Consider the following 18,444-nt stretch of genomic DNA (forward strand, 5'->3'; position numbering starts at 1 on the left):
GCATACGCAGGGACAAACCCATGTACAAACTGACCGTAGACGATCTGTACAAGAACTATGGCAAACACGAGGTGCTCAAGGGCGTTTCGATCAAGGCCAAGGCAGGCGATGTGATCAGCATCATCGGCTCCTCCGGTTCGGGCAAGAGTACCTTCTTGCGTTGCATCAACTTCCTCGAGCAGCCGTGCGCCGGGCGAATTACGGTGAACGCCGAGGAAATCCGAACCGAGAAGGATAAGAGCGGTGGGCTGCGCGTGGCCAACCAGAAGCAGCTGCAAAGCATGCGCACCAAGCTGTCCATGGTGTTTCAGCACTTCAACCTGTGGGCGCACATGTCAGTGCTGGAAAACGTTATCGAGGCGCCGATGCATGCGCTTGGCCTCAGCCGCGATGAGGCGGTGGCCCGCGCGCGCAAGTACCTGGCCAAAGTCGGCCTGCCGGCCAGCATGGAGGAAAAGTACCCGTCGCACCTGTCCGGCGGCCAGCAGCAGCGGGTGGCGATCGCCCGGGCCTTGGCAATGGAGCCGGAAGTGATGCTGTTCGACGAGCCGACCTCGGCGCTCGACCCCGAGCTGGTGGGCGAGGTGCTGAAGGTGATGCAGTCCCTGGCCGAAGAGGGGCGGACCATGGTGGTGGTGACACACGAGATGGCCTTTGCCCGCGAGGTGTCCAACCACGTGATCTTCCTGCACCAGGGCAAAATCGAGGAAGAAGGCAACCCGGAGCAACTGTTCAAGCACACCAAAAGTGAGCGCCTCAAGCAGTTCCTTGCCGGCAACTTGAAGTAGCCCTTTGGGTGACTCCGTAAACAGTGCCCCCGTTGGCTATCTGGCGGCAGGGGCTCGCTCAAACAGTGATGAGGTTCAAATGATCAAATCGTTCTGGTTGCGTAATGTCCGCCCCTACGGCGGCGACATTGAAGACATACAGATTATTGAGGGTCGTATCGGCGATCGTCAGCCAGCCAGTGGCAATCCCGTCGTTGACGCTGACCTCGACGGGCAAGGTCAATTACTCGTTCCGTCGCTGGTAGAAAGCCACATCCATCTGGACAAGACCCTGTGGGGGCAACCGTGGCGGCCGCACAGCGCTGGCCCAAATCTTAAAGCGCGCATAGCGAATGAGCGTCAAATCCTGCGCGAGCTCACATCACCCATTGCAGAGCGAGCGGGTGCTCTGCTGGAGCAATGCATCGCTCGCGGCTCGCTGATGTTGCGCTGTCATGTAGACGCCGATCCTGAGTTGGGTATCCAGCATGTGGAAGCCATGTTGGAGCTGCGCGAACGCTACGCCGACCTGGTTGATATCGAGTTCGTCACCTTCCCTCAGGTTGGCCTGGTTAACCGCCCTGGGGTTGAGGCATTGATGCGAGAAGCCCTGGAGCTGGGGGTTGAGGTAGTAGGGGGGTTGGACCCCTGCGGCATAGACAATGATCCCATCGCGCACCTCACAATCCTGTTCGAACTCGCGGATAAGTTTGATCGCGGTATCGATATCCATCTGCATGACGGTGGTGAGCTGGGGCTTTGGCAGATTGCTCGTATCATTGATTTCACCGAGCGCTATCAGCGTCAGGGGCGAGTCATGATCAGCCATGCCTTTTGCCTGGGCATGAAAAACTGGGCTCAAGTGGTGCCGTTGGCTGAACGGTTGGCTGCCAATCAAATTTCACTCATGACCACGGCACCCTCTGATATTGCCATACCGCCTTTTGCTGAGCTGCTCTCGGCGGGGGTAAACGTCTGCCTCGGTTCAGATGGCATTCGGGACGCTTGGACCCCAATGGGAAATGGCGACATGCTTGAACGCGCGATGCTGCTCGCATTGCGCTGCGGCATGAGAACGGACCCTGAAATCTGCGCAGCGTTCGAAGCCGCTGCCAGCAATGGGGCTCGGGCACTTGGGCGAAGTGATTACGGGTTGGCGACGGGGCAAACAGCCAACTTGTTGTTGCTGCCTGCAGAGACACTGAGTGAAGCCGTTGTGGCTCGTCCGCTAGCGCGGACGGTGATCAGCCGCGGAAACGTCGTGGCGAAAAATGGCAGTTTGCTCCAGAGCCGCTTGTGACTCAAAACACGCGCCCACGGATGTTTTTCCAATTGCCCCCAGTCTGAACCGGATGCCCTGTATGACACACCACTACGACGTCAACGCCCCCCTCAACAAAGTAGACCTGCTGATCGAGCACGGTGTGGTCATCACCGTGGACGAGCAACGGCGTGTAATTACAGACGGCGCAGTGGCCCTGCTCGGCAACCGCATCGTAGCGGTGGGGCGCACGGATGAACTGCGGGCTCGCTTCACTGCTGAAAAAATCATCGATGCACGCAACAAGGCGGTGCTCCCAGGCTTGATCGACAGCCACGCCCATGCCGGCCACGCGATGCTGAAAACCATCGGCGGCGGGGAGGGCGATGCTTGGATGGAGGCTTGCCAGACCATCTACACCTCGGCCTCCGGCGTCGAGTTCTGGGAAGTCGATGCCAGGTTGTCGGCACTGGAGCGGCTGAAATGCGGCACCACCACCGGCGTGTCGCTATTGGGCGGAGGCGATTCGATCATGCGGGTCGACGACCCGGTTTACGCGCAACGCCACGCCCAGGCTATCGCCGAAATCGGTACTCGTTCGGTGGTGGCCGTCGGGCCGTCGGGGCCGCCAGCGCCGCGCACCTACCTGGACTGGTCGACCGAACCGCCCACTCGGCGCGACGTCAATTTCGAGACCATGTTCGAGGTCTGCGAAGAAATCGCCAGGAGCTGCGACGGTATGGGTGACGGCCGGGTGCGCATCGCCATCACGTTGCCGGTGTACGCGCCACAATACGAGCCCAGCCATCGGGAACTGGCACCTCTGTTCCGCCAGCAAGCACAGGATTACCTGGCGCTGGCCCACCGTTATGGCCTTACATTCACCCAGGATGGCCACCGTGCCGGTACGCTGGCGCTGGCCCACCGCGAACTGGGCCTGCTCGGCCCGACATCCTTCATGTCGCACTGCATTGACCTGACCTCGGAAGACATCGCCCTGTGCCGCGAGACACAGACCAAGATCGTGCACAACCCGAGCGCCATCATGTCGATCCTGGGTCGCTGCCCGGTACCGGAACTGATCGAGGCCCATGTCACCGTCGCCCTCGGCTCCGACGGCGCCGCCCCTGACCGCGGTTACGACATGTTCCGCCACATGTTCCAGTGCATGCACTACCACCGCCGCCATTTCCGCGACCCGGACATCCTGCCGCAGGGCAAAGTGCTGGAAATGGTCACTATCGACGCCGCCAAGGCATTGTCGATGGAACATGAGATCGGCTCGCTGGAAGTTGGCAAGAAAGCCGACATCATTCTGATCGACCTGTTCAAACCGCACCTGATGCCGATGAACATGCCGGTCCACCGTGTCACTTGTTTCGCCAACGGCGGGGACGTATGTACCACCATCGTCGATGGCAAGATCCTGATGGAAGACTACGTCGTACGCGCCGTCGACGAGGCTGCTGTGCTGGCTGCGGTGCAAGAGGAGTCGGAACGCATGTTGGACCGTAGTGGCTTGCGCCATCTGACAGAAGAATCGAAAAACCTCTGGCGGGCGGCACGGTATCACGCGGCAGGTTGAGTAATGCGACTGAAATGCCGGCTCAATTTTTCTTGAATCCGTTATCTCAGGGCCGTTGATTTTCCTCGGGCTCAGTGATGATCGAAGCTCGGATCGTTGAGTTGGATTGTTGATAGGGGCAGCCAGATTTCTAATGCTGGAATTGGGTTTGTTTCAAGCGCGTTGATTCTGGATTTGGAATGGGTAGCGATGGAGAAGGGTGGTTACAGCAAGGTTATCTCACGTCCGCGAATATTGCCTCTGACAGGCAGCATGCTCGCATCTACAGCACGAAGTTATGCCGGCTGCTGGACGTGAAGGGTGGACATCGAAGGATTCAGGAAACTCCTGACATATAACTAAACTAAACAGATATTTAGTTTAGTTATAATTCAGGGTTATTATTAGATGGCAGTAGGAAGGTTAGAGTGTCTTCTTAATACTGGAACAACGGCGAGCGCTAAATGACCATTTCGGTAACTATTGATAGCTGCGTGTGGAATTATTTCTTCGACAATGATTTTGACCTATCCGTTGAATTGCCCTCTGAAAAGTTTTCCTTGTACATCACTAGGGAGGTTGAAATAGAACTGCTTCAGATCCCTGATATTTCCAAACATGGTGACGACAAACGTCCCTTCAAAGCTTACGTCCGTAAAGTATCGGGCTTTGTGAGGTTGAGACCACCGCTGTGTTTGGCTTTGCTGAAGCAAACGTCCCAGGAGAGCCCGCGCGTTATGCGGGCTTTGGTCAGGGAACCTTCGAGTCCCAGGTTGAACGTGAATGGCGGCAATGTGAGGAAACGCAACGTTTTTTGCGTAACAGCTCCAAACGGAAATCTACCTCACTAGGGAAAAATGAGGCCGATGCTTCCTTGGCTGTAGCATCTTTCACGTCTGTGCTTATCACTGCAGACAAGAAGGAAAATGCTTCTAGTGGTTCAAAAGGTCCAATATATGATGCTGCTGTCAATGGTGGTCGAGTCCTGTATTTGCAGGACTTCGTGTCCAGTGGTTTCACATTGGGTGGTTTTATTGAAAAATATCTTGCCGATGCTGACGCAGCCAGCACACGAGCTCGATGAGGATTCTGTAGAGGCATCAGAGCCCACCGTACCTGTATAGGAAAGTTCGCATAATGTATATTATGTTAAATCACGTATTACTCTATAGTTGCGCATAGGTGTCACCGGCACCTAAAAACCGGACTTTGCCACTAATTGCCATACTCTCGAGAAATCAACGACATACCATCCCTACCTTGCATAGCTCTTGAGGTTTGGCCCAGTGCGTTGCCAATTGCATGGACGTAAAAGCCAGAATCCCCCAATACCCTGCGCAGCAGTTTTGCAACCAAACGCCCAACCAATCTAGTCACACGGCCCGCACTGATCCTGTGCAGGACTTCACACTAAAGTCTACGCTTCTATGGCCGATGCGGCTGACCGCTCGGCGCCTGCCTGTCATACCGAAGCGACGATCAAAACGACTGCCGAGCATATTGGCCCAGGGCTTGTTACATATGGTTGACCCGCCAGCTCCTTATCCATTGTTTCCTCCTTTGACCCTGCTCTATGAGCATGCAGGATCAGCACATCCCATCAATCATGATGTGCACAACCGTCTTGATGAAGTTCCTACTCATCTAGAGGCTCTGAGCACCTGGCGTACAGGCTTAGATTTTCTCGTGGCGCAGCGTCGACACTCTGATTTCAATGAAAGGCATTACAACATTCTGTGTCCTATCATCGAGTCAATGATGCACTGGAGTTGGTCGATTCGCCGCAAGGCCTTGTCAGATTGGCATGCCAATGATGCTGAAGATTTTATCAAGTTCATTATGCGGCCCCCCTTATCCTGGGTATCTAGCGCTGGCGGTTCTCGTTACTCAAGAAAGGCCAGGCAGGATTTTGCCGACAAGCCGATTAACGATGCTTGGCGCCCGATCTTCAGGAAAGGTCTATCGGGTACTGACCCTGGTCTGAGCTCCCGGCATCATCTCACTTGGTTCATTGCACGAGGACGGGAATTCTTTGATTACTTGGCTTCAGTGGCTGGCTCTTCTGAGGCAACCATGCTGAAAGGAAATCCCTTTCGTGACATCCGGTCGAAAAACTTCGACAAACGTGAAAAGAAGCCCAGAACGACTTTTACATCGGAACAGTTGGACGATTTGCTGAAAATTGCTGAGTCATTGGCACAGCGGAACGGAAAATGGGAGCCCTTCCTGTTCATGGTCGCTGTGGCAGTCCACTCGGAAATTCCCATGCGCGCGCTGGGTTCGACAGCGACTGTCAAAGCCACTTTTTCACATTTTAGGGCCCATACCACGGATAAGGGCGATGGCGCTCAAGATGCAGAACCTGGCTGCTTTGAAAACCCTCACTATCCCGGTAGGAGTTATATGTTGAGCCCGGCATTTGCCCCCTGCTACCGTCGTTTTGCTCTATATAGGCATAAAAACGATCCAGCTGTGAGTTCCCGAAGCTTCCTATTTCCCTTGGATCACGGCGCTGATGCTTACGGGAATGGCAGCCTGATAGGGTTGTTCAGCGACTTCACTGCCAATATCTTGAAGGAACTCCGGTCAGGGCAGCTGGCTACTCGCAGGTACTGGATATGGTCTGAAAAACTCTGGCCTGATGCTTCACTTACATTCCTTGAGCTAAGGAAGTCTGCTCAGTCCGCTGGGATGCTGCCGAAGGCATTTACACCCGTTAAGGTTGAACACGACACCAATATTTGGCCAGATATTGGTATCCGTCGGGAGGCTCCGACATCACAGTGGTTTCGCGAGCATTAAAGCTCATTGTAAAGGCTTGAATCGTGATACGGAGCGCAAGTACACGCCCTAGCGAGGTGATCTCGCCATTAACCTTGGGCCGAACTGCCCACTTCCCCTAGCCCCCAGTGTTCGTGACGGTCATAAGGGGATCAACACCTCGCGGATCGCATGATGCGGCTACGATCGGTTTCACATTGAACCAGCAAATGAGGTATAGCCTTCTCTACTGATATCGCGCATGTTTACATTGGACTCGACCAGCATTCGCCATGGGTTATATCTACACACCAAGTATCTGTGCATAGCCTCACCAATCATCCGGTGCTTCCGGATCTACCGCAAGATTGTCCGAGCCTGCCCCTGCGTTCGCACCGCCCGGCTCCCCCTCCTCCCCCTCCTCATCTGGGGCAGCGGAATCGAAATATTCTTCATCCATACTGTCGAACTTAGATTCGCTGTCAATTTCTTCGTCCGAGTCAAAATCTACAGCGTTCGATGCGTCGGGCTTAAGCTGGAATATGGCAGGCAGTTTGGCTCCCTGGTCATAAAAACTGACGTCCGCGTCAAGCAGGGCCGCGAAGCATGAATCACCTTGGATAAAGGCAAGGTTGGGGTTGCCGAGCCACTGCCTGCGTCCCCCTTCATAAGCCAGCAACCAGTTGTTCCCTCTGAGCGCCTGTTCCGTGACGGGTAGCGCAACCAGTTCAGTGAGATCCACTTCTCCGTCTACCAAACCTGAATTAATAAGATCAAATGCGACGAGCGAGCATACGGAGCTCTCCATTTGGAGCACCTGTAGGATCAGCGGTGAATCGAGGTGGATGCTGAGCTCCTTGCACAGCCATAGGAGCCAGGCGGTCTCACTGTGGTGATTCGCTGCAGCAGCTGATCCAAGCAGGTTTCGGCTGAAGTCGCCCAGCGCTTTCATATTCAATGGATATTGATAGCCATGGTAGGTCGTGAGGATCTGAGTGATGACCTGCAGGGTGTTCGGAAATCCGTACCCGCATTTCAGAAGATACGCCTCAGCGATCGCCCAGTTGGATTTCTTGATAATGGTCGATGACAGCTGCTTCAAACCGTATTTGACCAAGCTCTCGCCCTTGAATCTGGACTCCAGCGAGAAAAGCATTAGAACAGCCTTCTCTATTAGATGAGGCGAGGTGTTGATCGGAGCAGTCTGGGTAACGGAAAACTGTAATGAGCTTTCCAGGCTTTCTTAGGATGGTTGCCTGATTTGTGAGGGTCAGTCTTGTGATATTTGCGAATTTGGCCAACAATCCAACGCTCAAACTCTTCAATAGTCATGGGCGAATGCGGTGAATTGCCTGATAGGCCAGCCCCCGTCTCATTAGAGACAGTGCGCTTATAGAGATAGCCAGCGAATCGTTCGCCGGGACATCCCCACAGACTTGGTTTGCGACACTGTAACTCAACTCCTAGTTTCATTAAAACGTTGCGAACACGTTTATGGGTAACCTCAGAGGAATTATCAGTCGTGATGGTTGCGAGACAAATGGAATGCGAGTTCTCATATTCGCTGGGAGGATTTGCGTCCAGTGCGCGCTTCGCTCGCTCGATTACTTTTATTGCTGCGAGATGCTCTTGATTGTCCAACGAGATTGCATAAGAGATAACAACACCAGTATCGACATCGATTAGGTAGGCAACGTTAGGTCGTACGACGGCGTTCTGAGTTTCGACGTATTTATCGACTATCGTAATGTCCAGAAAAGCGTTTATAGGGTGTGTGGTCATGCTAATCTCCAATATTTTGTCATGGAGCTGCGGCCCAGCCTAGTTATTTTGTTTAACGAGTAAGCTTGGAAAAGCCTAAGTTATATAGACTATTCTCCCTTAGAGCTGCGGCTGAAGGAGCGGATCATCACTGGGCTTGGTTTCAGGAACTATCATCATGTCGTCCAAGCCCGGGATGCTTACGTGGACGCTAACGATAGTTCTGGTTACGTTCTCTACGATCGTGGTCATAGTAGGAGGCCCATACGGTGGCCCTCCCGGGCGGTCGGGCGAGATGAGAACATCTATTGGCGTGTGGTCAATTTGGACTTGATCCTCGGTCATTGATAGAGTCTCCAATGAGCTATCTAAGCTACTAAAGGGATAATCACTCGACGTGCTGGTATTGATAAAAGTGCTGTGTGCGAGGCTGATGATAGATCGCGATGACGAGGTGTCAAGGATGATAAAAGTTAGGTGCCTAACATGTCGGCACTGTATCGGGTGTGGCGGCTCATGTCTTTCTATCATTATTGATGGAGATGTAATTATGTATAAATGAATTAATTAAATATTCCTGATGCATTTAATGGCCCTGTGATTTTTCTGGTCGTTGCGGATCAAGAGGTTACGACCCTAAGATATACGTAAATTGAATGTATACTTAGTGTATTAATCGTTTAGATGGGTGTTTTTCAAAGCCTTTCTTTATGTGCGTGCCTATAATTGCTCTCTATGGATTAAAATTATCCGATAGATTTATTTCACTAACCATATCGATCTTGATCAAGTGCCAGTCAGTTAATAAGAAATTAGGGAGCTTCTTCAGGCATATCTTCGTTGCTGACCACTCACTGGAAATCTGCAAGACAATGTATCAGTCATGACGAATCATCGCCTAACCCTCGAGGTGAAGATCTGATTTGGCTGGCTCCCTGCAGCGGACATAGCTACCTCGAAAGCCCGAGAGCATACACTCCCTGACGATGTTTACTGGGATATAGGGGTTGCACACCGTCACCGATAATGGCTCTCGAACCTCTGGATTTTTGTGCATGTGTTACCCCTGCACACCGCAGCGCCCATGAGGTTCCAGCGGATCAATGCGGCCGGGCAAGCTTTACCGGTGGTTTAAATATTCCGCGTTTGCAGCCCCGAAAGGCAAGGTACACCGGGATCGTGACCATACCTCAACCCTGCATTTTCCCGGATTCCTGTCTTCCTCACCAAGCAAGATCAGGCAGACGATGACTCCCATGCTGATCGACCTCCTGCCGCTAAAATCCAGCGTGATGCGGGCAGAGTTTTAGACGCCGCCAACTCCCGCCCCGCCTGTCCGTACATTCCCTAGCGACGTCCCTGACCTTTTGTCTTCCTCCCCTTGAGACTCCGCCAGGGGATGGAGTACATTTGTACTCACTGTACATTCGAACAGCTTTTGAGTGGGGGCTGCCATGGAAAACGATCTGATTGACTGCAGTGGATTTGAGGATCTTGGCATCCCTTCGCCCCTGGAATGCTGGAAACAACAAGCGCACATGTTGGCCAGCGAAGTAGGCCATCTGCAGAAAAACCTGTCGGACGCGCGCAAGAACATCCACAAATTGGTCACGATGCATGCTGATGCAGCTAGGGAGCGGGACACGCTCTCGCTAGAGGTGACCCGCCTTACGTGGCAGCTGAGCGACATGCGGTTGGAAGCATCCAGAATCAATACTTCGAGGCTCAATCCACAACTCAATGCTCAGCGACATGGCGGTCGGTGACAGGAATCGCAAGGTCTGTATTCCCTAAGCTCGCAGCGAGTCCTTGCAGCAGAAGTCCTAATAAAAGAAGACAGGCGCGCTTGCGTGGTAGCCTCCCCGCCGCCGTTTTTTTTAATCTGGCCGGCCAAACTTGACGAAAAACGAACCAAGGCAGGAGGCTTTTTATGTCACTCAAAACCGCTTTTGCTTTTGCCCTCAAAGCCACACGCGCCTTTCGTGGACTTTCGCAAATGCACCTCGCACAGGTCAGCAGCAGGACGTACATCTCGAAGCTGGAGCGGGGCCAGTGCAGCCCAACCCTGGAAATGATTACAGCCCTGAGCAGCCCCCTCAGTTTGAGTCCGCTGACGCTCATCGCGTTGACGCTAGGTGCCGAGAGTGGTCAGCCGGTCAAATCGCTGGTTACTCGCTTGGAAAGAGAACTGTCCGAGTTAGCCGACGCAGGTGTGCTTAACAACCTGGCTATCCCGGTTGAAGGCCACTCTTACGGCCGGGCACCTTCGCTCTGGACTGAGAGCAGGGATTCCAGACGTATCTCCCAGCAAGGGGAGCTTTGCTTCGCTGATTAATGGAGCTACAGATCTTTCCTGCTGACCGAGGTGCTTAATCACTGAGGATGACGGTGGCGTCCCTTACGTTGCGCGTTGCCAGAGACGCTCGGGGATTTTAGATTGTGTAGATAATCTAAGATTTTTCTGGCTGCGGCCTACAACGCAGCCCACTTTTTTTCAACTTTACCTAGATGACCGGCCCACGCGGATGGACGCTGCATCGGGAGCACTGGGTGCCCGGGCTACCTGTGCGGAGGAACATGCTTGAGACGTCGCGCAAGTCGCTCAGTCGATCCGGAGACTTTCGCTCTGTTCAAGGACAGTGATCGAGCTGAGCAATTTTAATCAGACAGAGCACTTGGATCGTCATGCATTCACTGACACACCCCATGAATCTGTTGGATGGCCAGAGCGATCTGTTCAGCGACAACAGTGCCGAAATTGCGATCGATACATCCTTTCGCACGGCAAAGCGGATTGATCTGGATGAGCATTCTTGGATTGAGATCGTGCCTGGTTGGGTGTCGGGTTCTTCCCTACTATTCGATCAGATGTGCACCAGTGTTCCTTGGGCAGAGCACGAGAGACGGATGTTCACCAAGGTTATTCGCGAGCCGCGACTGACGGCGGTCTACAGAGATCTCCAGAAGATGACTGAGCATGGCCTCCAGCAGGCCGTCGACGCACTCACACGTCACTATGGCATTACGTACGACAGCGTGTGGATGAATCTGTATCGCGATGGGCATGACAGCACTGGTTGGCACCGTGACTACCACGCGTGCAGGAAGCTCGAATGCGTAGTTTCTGTTCTCACGCTTGGTGCCTCTCGGCGATTCCTGATCAAGCCATTGAAGGGCGGCCACTCGATGACATTCATTCCCTCTTCCGGCGACCTGGTCGTGATGGGTGGACGTGCCCAGGAGGATTGGGTGCACTGCGTACCGAAAGAGCCGGGCATTTCAAGTGCGCGAATCAGCGTCAATTTCCAGAGTAAGGCGCAAGCTGTACGGGACAAAAGTTGAGTAATGTTGGAGTTCGGAAGGTTTGTTGGCTGGACGCTTATGGGGTTGGTGAAGAGAAAACTCCTAGGCCCTTCGTAGCCGCGTACGACAAGTTCATCTACATCGAGTTGCTGCGCGAAGACGTCGCCGGGCCTATCAATGAAGAGGCTTTGCCTGGGCCGATCGTAAGCACTGACTCCGCGAAACCGGTTGCAGTTGCCGAGCCGAGAAAAACGGCCAAGGCGCCCGTGGGATTCATCGCCAAAATCCTGGACGATATTGCGGATGAGGATGGTTGGGCCCACTTGGGTGCGCAGGGAACAAACATTCAAAGCTAAGAGCCGAATTTGATCCGCGCACTCATGGCTACAAAAAGCTAAGTGATCTGATCTAGGGATACCCTCACACCTTTGAACTACAGGCCAGGGGGGCATCAGGCATGACGGCGGTGATGTACGCTAGGCATAAACGAGATAGCTAAAAGCATGGTCACTGCGTTCCCACTGGCCGACCACCGTGATGCTGGGTCGGCCTACCGCAGACTCGATGAAGTGGGAGTCACCGGTTGCCGCACCTCATGGGAAATCAAAAAATCAATTACCCAAGGCGAATGCAAAACCACGCCGAATAGATCTTTGTCAAAAAAGAGAAAGCAGAAGTGTGGCTCGACCAGCCCAAAGCAGTTCTGAGTAATCAAGCGTTAATTGTCGTCCGGCCGCGAGTGCGACCCGGGCTATATTAGACGGTCTCCGTTGAAGCTCGCTCGGCGCTATGCCGAGCTGTGAAGGGGGGTAATCGGGGTGCAATCGAAATGGACGCCTCAAATAGCGGTGAATGATGACGATCCTCGACTGCGAGACTTACGACTCCACCATCAGTAGTCTATCTACGATTTTCTCCACAGGCGTTCGAGACATTGAGTCGCTCCTTCGAAGCGTCAACCTGGATGCGACATATGCCAGCGGCGGGATCGCCTGTGCCCCTGATACTTACTTGCTGGATGTGTGTCAGCAACAACTGCGTGTTTCCCCGTTGCCGATCAGCGAGGTCTGCTGGTTTCATCTGACGCGGGTGCATCCGGATATCGATTTCGCACAGGGAATATTGCCTCTGGGTGAGATATTGGATGAGATCTGGGCAATGCTTGATAGCCTGATGGAGACGCCGGAACAGAAGGCCAATCTTGCGGCATTAAGGCGGGACGGTGTGGGTGACTTTCAGTACGGGCTCAAATCCGCGGATCCCTTCCATCATGGCCCCTATGCCATGCTCGTTCGCGAGGTGGCGTTCAATTCGGCACTGGTGTCCAATCACGACTACCTGCACATGCCTGAGATCATCGAAGACATCTGCAATGGCTACCGAAAATGCTTTGGCGAGTCTGTGGATGTCATTGTGGCTCGGGGCTTGCGCAAGTGCATTGTGAAATTTCGATCGGAAAAATACACCGATGAACACTTGCTTGGCGTTGCCCTGCTCTACTGCTGGGGCAAGATCAACAATCGGGAGTTCTCCTCATTCGCCAACACCTGCTTTGATGCTGAAGCTCAGCGCATTCCGACCGATGCCATTCTAAGCGTCACCAAACTGTGAGGTCTGGTATCAATAAGCACCTGGCAGCGTACTCCCCATCTTAGGTAGAAGTACCAGGTGCCTCCATGAGCGATGAGCTCTGAAGGTTCGCGGGATGCCAAAAGCCCAGAGGACGCAGGAGCAGAAGCGTATCGCGAGTAATCGCAGCACGCGACACCGCGACCTTGTGACTTTCCACAATCGACCAAGGACGCCCATGCAAACTGTATTAGTAATTCAAAGCCCACCGGACGACATTCACGATCTGGTGAGTGCACTGAACAAACATGGTGTGGTGGTCGTTCACACCGTCATGCGCCGCCAGGGATTGACCCTAAATGATCAGATCATCACGGCCATGAGGCTTGCAGGCCGCAAAGACCCCGTTGTGAACTACCTGGAGTTCAAGACGTATGTCGGTGGTGAGATATGGTTCGTACCGACCTTCCTCTACGAACCAAAACATTATCTATCCACCAACACATCAGCGTTTATCCAGCGAGCAATGGATGCGTGGGTCGGGTCTGGATCAGATCCGGTCTACCAATACCTAGAATCCTCAAGCCCCAATCACTGACATATCTCTGGAAAGAACACACTCAGAGGCAGAGACCTGCGGATTTATGTATCAGATCAACTCGAGAAAGCCGACCTCGGTTTCCTGGCACTTATTGTTTTCCTCTGAAGTGCCCAAAACTGATCGACAACAGCATGAGCTTTTGATGAATCCAGGACAACGCTCGCTGTGACTGTCACCAGAGCGACGTTTACCCCTTGTGCTTTGGCGCTGTCGAACATACCCAGTACCAGCGCACGGATTCCGACTGGCCAACCCAGTCGTGCAATCAGATCAATTGATAGAGGTGTTGAGAGCGTGACATGGTTCAGCGGCCTGGGTGTGTACGCCAACTTGCCACCCGTACTCGTACATCAAGAGCATCTCGGGTTCGGATATCAAAGTCATCGTCAGCCCGTAAGATCGCTCCAGTTGCCCCGTTGTATCGTGAGGCGCGATGGCAGTGAAGTCCCGGGCGGGTGATCATGACAAGGTGACAATGTTGATTGAGGTGGACGTAAGCCAAAATGACTGATGCCCTCCTTCGCCATTGCCGATCCTTTCTGCCTTACGCGCCAGCGGGCGGGATGGGCCCGCGAAAAGCGGAGCAGCCAGTCGAACCAGTTGCCAGGGATAAACGCCATGAGTCAGGGCAAGCCATTTTTCCAAGATAATAGTAAGGCGGAGCTTGAGCGGATCATCCGTGCGCAGATTGCTCAGTACGCGTTCCTGGAGGAGTTCGAATTTGAGCTTGTGTCTGATCTGATTGTCGCAAAGCACTACTATTGCGCACTGCATCAATTGCGCCCCATTCGATTTCGCAAGCTCCCCCGTCCAGGTGAGAAGAATTATGACTTCGATGGCTTCTTCCCAAGCCATGGATGGCATTTGGTTTCCTGGGCTCAATGCATCAGGCCCCGTAACCATCATGACTGGCTAACCAGGATTCTCAGAGATGCGGCACAGCCTCTGGTGGCGCCACGTAAGGCGGGTAGCTTATGTGAGCTTTGTGGTGTGCTGCCGGCGCAAGAGGTTGATCATGTGGAACCGGAGTTCAAAGTCATTGCCGAAGGGATTATTGGCCAGTTGAGCGAGTCCGAGATTTGTCAGATATTCGCGCGTTTCGACTGGTGGGCTGAAGAAGCCTTTTCCTTGCCATTGGGGCATCGAGCAGGAACGCTGCTAATTGAGGCGCACCGTACAGCTACTCTTAGGGCTGTATGCAAGGATTGTCACATCCATTCTGCTAGGGCGCGTAGGGCATAGAAATTTCTGCCTGACTAAACGTCACCAGCACCCAGATGAATGGCGCCGAGGCTACTCTCTCGTTCGTTCCGGTGGCGTCGCCGTGAAGTGGACGCCATGACAGGCCAGGAGTAATTTGATCCCCTGGGATGCTTGGCCGACCAGCCAGCCTCCTCAGTATCCGCTGCTTCAAGTTGTAGCCACGCTCAGGTCTGTGGCTTTCTCATAAGGGACTAGAGAAATGATCGATTCACTGCGCCTGGCAAACATTGCCACATACGGAAACGCCCCGATCGATGTAGGCAACCTCAAGGAGATCAACTTTTTCTACGGTGCCAATGGCTCCGGTAAAACCAGTATCAGCCGTCTCATTGATTCACCCTCCTCCTGGCCAAGTTGCGAAGTTAAGTGGCGCAAAGGCGCGCCCATTGAAGCCATGGTGTACAACAACGAGTTCATTGAGCAAAATTTCACCAAGGCGACGGATCTGAAGGGCGTGTTCACGCTCGGTGAGGCACAGCAAGCCCAATTGGATCAGATAGCCGATACCAAGGTAGAAATTGGCAAGTTGGAAGCCCTGAGGGACTCACTTCGCGAGACACTGAGTGGAGCTGACGGCACTGGTGGGAAGACGGCTGAGCTCAAGAAGCTTGAAAGTGCTTTTAAGGATAGGTGTTGGGATCAAAAGCGAAAACATGATGCTGCATTTCAGGAAGCCTTTGCGGGGTTCAGAAACAGCGCTGACAGCTTTCGAGGTAAAGTTCTATCGGAACAAAAGTCCAACACATCAGCCCTGACCACCCTGGATTCCCTGGCCGAACGGGCGGTGCTGTTATATGGCGATACCCCTGCGCTCGCGTCTGCCATCCCCCCGATCATCCTCGATTCCATCTCGGCTCTACACAGCAATCCTATCCTGCAAAAGCGAGTCCTTGGTAAGGGCGATGTTGATATTGCGGCCATGATAGCCAAACTCAACAACAGCGACTGGGTCAGGCAAGGCCTAAAATATTTTGAGGGGAATGGGGATACTTGCCCTTTCTGTCAGCAAACGACCACGAAAGACTTTGAACACAGTCTCGCTGAATATTTTGACGAAACCTTCGAGGCTGATACGCGAGCTATTGAGGAATTGCAGAGCGCCTACCACTCCAAGGTCGCACTGTTGAATGAGCAAACAAGCCTCCTGCTCGCGCTTGAATCTTCGTTCCTCGACGCTGACAAGCTTGTTCCACGCATCAGTCATTTGCATTCGTTGCTGGTCATCAATCTGCAGCGCATTCATTCGAAAAAAATTGAGCCTAGCGGTCAGGTTACTCTGGAATCATTAAACGTTGTCGGTGAGGAAATATCGGCAATCATCAATGCCGCCAACCAGAAAATTACAGCCCAGAATAAAATCGTCGCAAGCTTCGGGGCAGAGAAGAAAAAGCTCACCGGAGAGGTCTGGAGATACGTACTCGACACGGAATTGAAGGCTGCGTTGGTCGATTTTGATACCAAAAAAGATGCCTTGGACAAGGCGATGGTAGGGATTAACACAAGGCTGCAGAAAATCGCGACGGAAATCTCACAGAAAAACCGGGAACTGGGGGCGCTTGAGAAAACTACCACCAGCATTCAGCCAACCGTAACTGCTATCAACCACCTACTGAAGAGCTTTGGTTTCCGAGGCTTCCGCTTGGACATCGCTTCGACGGGAAGCGCATACAAGCTTGTGCGTGCAGATGGCAGCGATGCTAAGCACACGCTCAGCGAAGGGGAAAAAACATTTGTCACCTTCTTGTATTTTTATCACCTGCTTAAGGGTAGTTCCACCACCACAGGAGTGACTGCAGACCGGGTGGTCGTCATAGACGATCCAGTATCGAGCTTGGACAGCGACATCCTTTTTATTGTCGGCAGCCTCATCAAAAGGCTGTTCACCGAGATCCGGAGCAAAACCGGGTACATCAAACAGATTTTCATACTTACCCATAACGTCTACTTCCACAAAGAAATCACCTTTAACCAGGATCGACGCGAGTTGGCCCTAAAGGATGAAAGCTTCTGGATTGTGAGAAAGCCAGGGCTGGAATCGACGCTTGAGCGCTACCCCGCCAACCCAATCAAGACTTCATACGAGTTGCTTTGGGCAGAGCTTAGGAAACCTCAAGTTCAGAGCTTAACCATCCAGAACACGTTAAGGCGGATATTGGAAAACTACTTTAAAATCTTGGGCGGTGTCGACCTGAACAACCTCTATCAGCATTTTGAGGGCGAAGACGTAATCCATTGCAGGTCGCTGATTTCATGGGTGAATGACGGCTCCCATTACACTCATGACGATCTGTATGTGGCAATTGAAGAGCCTATGGTCGCCAGTTATACGAAGATTTTCTTCAAGATATTCAAGGCGACTGAGCAATTGCCTCATTATAAAATGATGATGGGTGACCAGTACGTGGATTTGGATGCCTTGCCGGCTCCCGCAGACGCTCAACCGTCTGAAGTGACACCGCAACAAAATGAACCCACAATCGAGGCATTGGGCGCTGCGCAGCCCATAGTAGTTGACCAACAAGCACTGCATGATGGCAGCGCTAGTACCTCCGCGGTCTCGCTACCTCAAAACCAAACTCCTCCGAGCTTACCAAGCTCAAAGGAAGAACTAGATATTCCCTTGTGAGTAGATTGACTACCTAAACCGCATCGGTCGACGTTATAGCGTCGGGGTTACATACATTCTCAGCCAACGCCTGCCCCCGAAGTCCACCAAAACCCTGACTTTGGGCTACAGGTGTCGGCTTGACGGCCAGAAGGTACAGATAGCTTGCCTGGTTGTCCTCAAACGCGGTGATGGCACCATATCCACGGGCACTACCATCGTTTTTACGCGTCACAGACTTACGATCAGAACTCAGGCAAATTTCCTAGGTTGTCTCTTTTTGTGCTGTTACGATCAGTTGTCAGATAGGTGCCCTCCAAAACGTGGACATGTGCACCGTGAACAAATTTCCCCGTGGCGTTTTCAATCCGTGTTTGAAAACTGGATTTGTTGAGTCTGATGAGATCCGCGACGAAGGCACGCGCCACTGTACGAGGCAGGCCGATCGAGTCTGGACGTTCTTCGCGTACTTGCACCCATTCTATGTGCTGTCGATCTTTGCTGAAGCTAACCGCCGTGATGCAAAAGTCCGTCATGATCACTCCTTGGTTGTAGTGCCTCCGATTGAGGTGATAGCAATATGGTGTCCAGCTCTTACATTGCAATGGTTAAGGGTCATCTTTTTTTGCAAGCGAAGAGACTACTCGAACGGTAAGCTGCTTCGGATCATTCTGATTGGCATGAGATGCCCCGTCACGATTCCGCTTACGTAGATCTTTTCCGCTCAGCAAGATTGGGTCGAATCGAAACCTCAGTTGATCACCACGCATAGATGTCGACGGCAGATCCGCGCCCTCCTCCAAATCGTTTTCGACGATGCTTGGGAAGGGATGCGTATTGAACGGCGAGAAAGGCTGTTGGTGCTGGATCAGCAGCAGTCTGCTCCCGATGTCTTCCAGAACATGGACATTCGCGAACAGGCCTGCGTCGCTGGTTTGAACAGAGCCCTCAAGTGGCTCTGAGGCGTCAGCGACCGGTTAAACTTTCCAA

Annotated in this window: 15 protein-coding genes and 1 pseudogene; 13 read left to right on the top strand and 3 right to left on the bottom strand. The window is 53.0% G+C overall.

Annotation, left to right across the window (positions count from 1 at the left end):
- The first annotated feature begins 20 nt into the window (after positions 1–20).
- The 5 genes from AC1MDT_RS06800 (at position 21) to AC1MDT_RS06820 (ending at position 6,394) form a co-directional block, all read left to right on the top strand.
- Positions 21–788, top strand: coding sequence for an ABC transporter ATP-binding protein (locus AC1MDT_RS06800; RefSeq protein WP_480421298.1), 768 nt, complete (start codon positions 21–23; stop codon positions 786–788).
- Between the two features lie 79 nt (positions 789–867).
- The gene (locus AC1MDT_RS06805; RefSeq protein WP_480421299.1) at positions 868–2,067 is read left to right on the top strand and encodes an amidohydrolase family protein; all 1,200 of its coding nucleotides are present in this window, start codon (positions 868–870) and stop codon (positions 2,065–2,067) included.
- A 61-nt stretch (positions 2,068–2,128) separates the two neighbouring features.
- Positions 2,129–3,613, top strand: coding sequence for an amidohydrolase family protein (locus AC1MDT_RS06810; protein ID WP_480421300.1), 1,485 nt, complete (start codon positions 2,129–2,131; stop codon positions 3,611–3,613).
- 670 nt (positions 3,614–4,283) lie between these two features.
- Positions 4,284–4,676: a hypothetical protein gene (locus AC1MDT_RS06815; RefSeq protein ID WP_480421301.1), complete on the top strand. Its 393-nt coding sequence runs from the start codon at positions 4,284–4,286 to the stop codon at positions 4,674–4,676.
- A gap of 437 nt (positions 4,677–5,113) precedes the next feature.
- Positions 5,114–6,394, top strand: coding sequence for a hypothetical protein (locus AC1MDT_RS06820; protein ID WP_480421302.1), 1,281 nt, complete (start codon positions 5,114–5,116; stop codon positions 6,392–6,394).
- A 289-nt stretch (positions 6,395–6,683) separates the two neighbouring features.
- Here AC1MDT_RS06820 and AC1MDT_RS06825 read toward each other — a convergent pair whose 3' ends face one another.
- Positions 6,684–7,508, bottom strand: coding sequence for a hypothetical protein (locus AC1MDT_RS06825; protein WP_480421303.1), 825 nt, complete (start codon positions 7,506–7,508; stop codon positions 6,684–6,686).
- A 17-nt stretch (positions 7,509–7,525) separates the two neighbouring features.
- Positions 7,526–8,134, bottom strand: a complete 609-nt coding sequence (locus AC1MDT_RS06830; RefSeq protein ID WP_480421304.1) for a hypothetical protein — start codon at positions 8,132–8,134, stop codon at positions 7,526–7,528.
- A gap of 1,433 nt (positions 8,135–9,567) precedes the next feature.
- Here AC1MDT_RS06830 and AC1MDT_RS06835 point away from each other — a divergent pair.
- From AC1MDT_RS06835 to AC1MDT_RS06870, 8 genes and pseudogenes are all read left to right on the top strand, one after another.
- Positions 9,568–9,879 carry a hypothetical protein gene (locus tag AC1MDT_RS06835; protein ID WP_480421305.1) on the top strand — a complete coding sequence of 104 codons (312 nt, stop codon included), beginning with the start codon at positions 9,568–9,570 and terminating at the stop codon, positions 9,877–9,879.
- 164 nt (positions 9,880–10,043) lie between these two features.
- Positions 10,044–10,448: a helix-turn-helix domain-containing protein gene (locus AC1MDT_RS06840; RefSeq protein WP_480421306.1), complete on the top strand. Its 405-nt coding sequence runs from the start codon at positions 10,044–10,046 to the stop codon at positions 10,446–10,448.
- Positions 10,449–10,819: 371 nt separating this feature from the next.
- Positions 10,820–11,455 carry an alpha-ketoglutarate-dependent dioxygenase AlkB gene (locus tag AC1MDT_RS06845; RefSeq protein ID WP_480421307.1) on the top strand — a complete coding sequence of 212 codons (636 nt, stop codon included), beginning with the start codon at positions 10,820–10,822 and terminating at the stop codon, positions 11,453–11,455.
- A 29-nt stretch (positions 11,456–11,484) separates the two neighbouring features.
- A pseudogene (locus AC1MDT_RS06850) lies at positions 11,485–11,915 on the top strand (OST-HTH/LOTUS domain-containing protein); the annotation flags it as partial.
- A gap of 353 nt (positions 11,916–12,268) precedes the next feature.
- Positions 12,269–13,027 carry a hypothetical protein gene (locus tag AC1MDT_RS06855; RefSeq protein ID WP_480421308.1) on the top strand — a complete coding sequence of 253 codons (759 nt, stop codon included), beginning with the start codon at positions 12,269–12,271 and terminating at the stop codon, positions 13,025–13,027.
- A 196-nt stretch (positions 13,028–13,223) separates the two neighbouring features.
- On the top strand, positions 13,224–13,583 hold the full coding sequence (locus tag AC1MDT_RS06860) for a hypothetical protein (protein WP_480421309.1): 360 nt from the start codon (positions 13,224–13,226) through the stop codon (positions 13,581–13,583).
- 621 nt (positions 13,584–14,204) lie between these two features.
- On the top strand, positions 14,205–14,828 hold the full coding sequence (locus AC1MDT_RS06865; RefSeq protein ID WP_480421310.1) for a hypothetical protein: 624 nt from the start codon (positions 14,205–14,207) through the stop codon (positions 14,826–14,828).
- Between the two features lie 220 nt (positions 14,829–15,048).
- Positions 15,049–17,475, top strand: a complete 2,427-nt coding sequence (locus AC1MDT_RS06870; protein WP_480421311.1) for an AAA family ATPase — start codon at positions 15,049–15,051, stop codon at positions 17,473–17,475.
- Between the two features lie 224 nt (positions 17,476–17,699).
- Here the strand turns inward: AC1MDT_RS06870 and AC1MDT_RS06875 are convergent, their stop codons facing one another.
- The gene (locus AC1MDT_RS06875) at positions 17,700–17,990 is read right to left on the bottom strand and encodes a DUF3892 domain-containing protein (RefSeq protein WP_480421312.1); all 291 of its coding nucleotides are present in this window, start codon (positions 17,988–17,990) and stop codon (positions 17,700–17,702) included.
- Positions 17,991–18,444: the final 454 nt, after the last annotated feature.

Source organism: Pseudomonas sp. ASL7 (assembly GCF_056680375.1).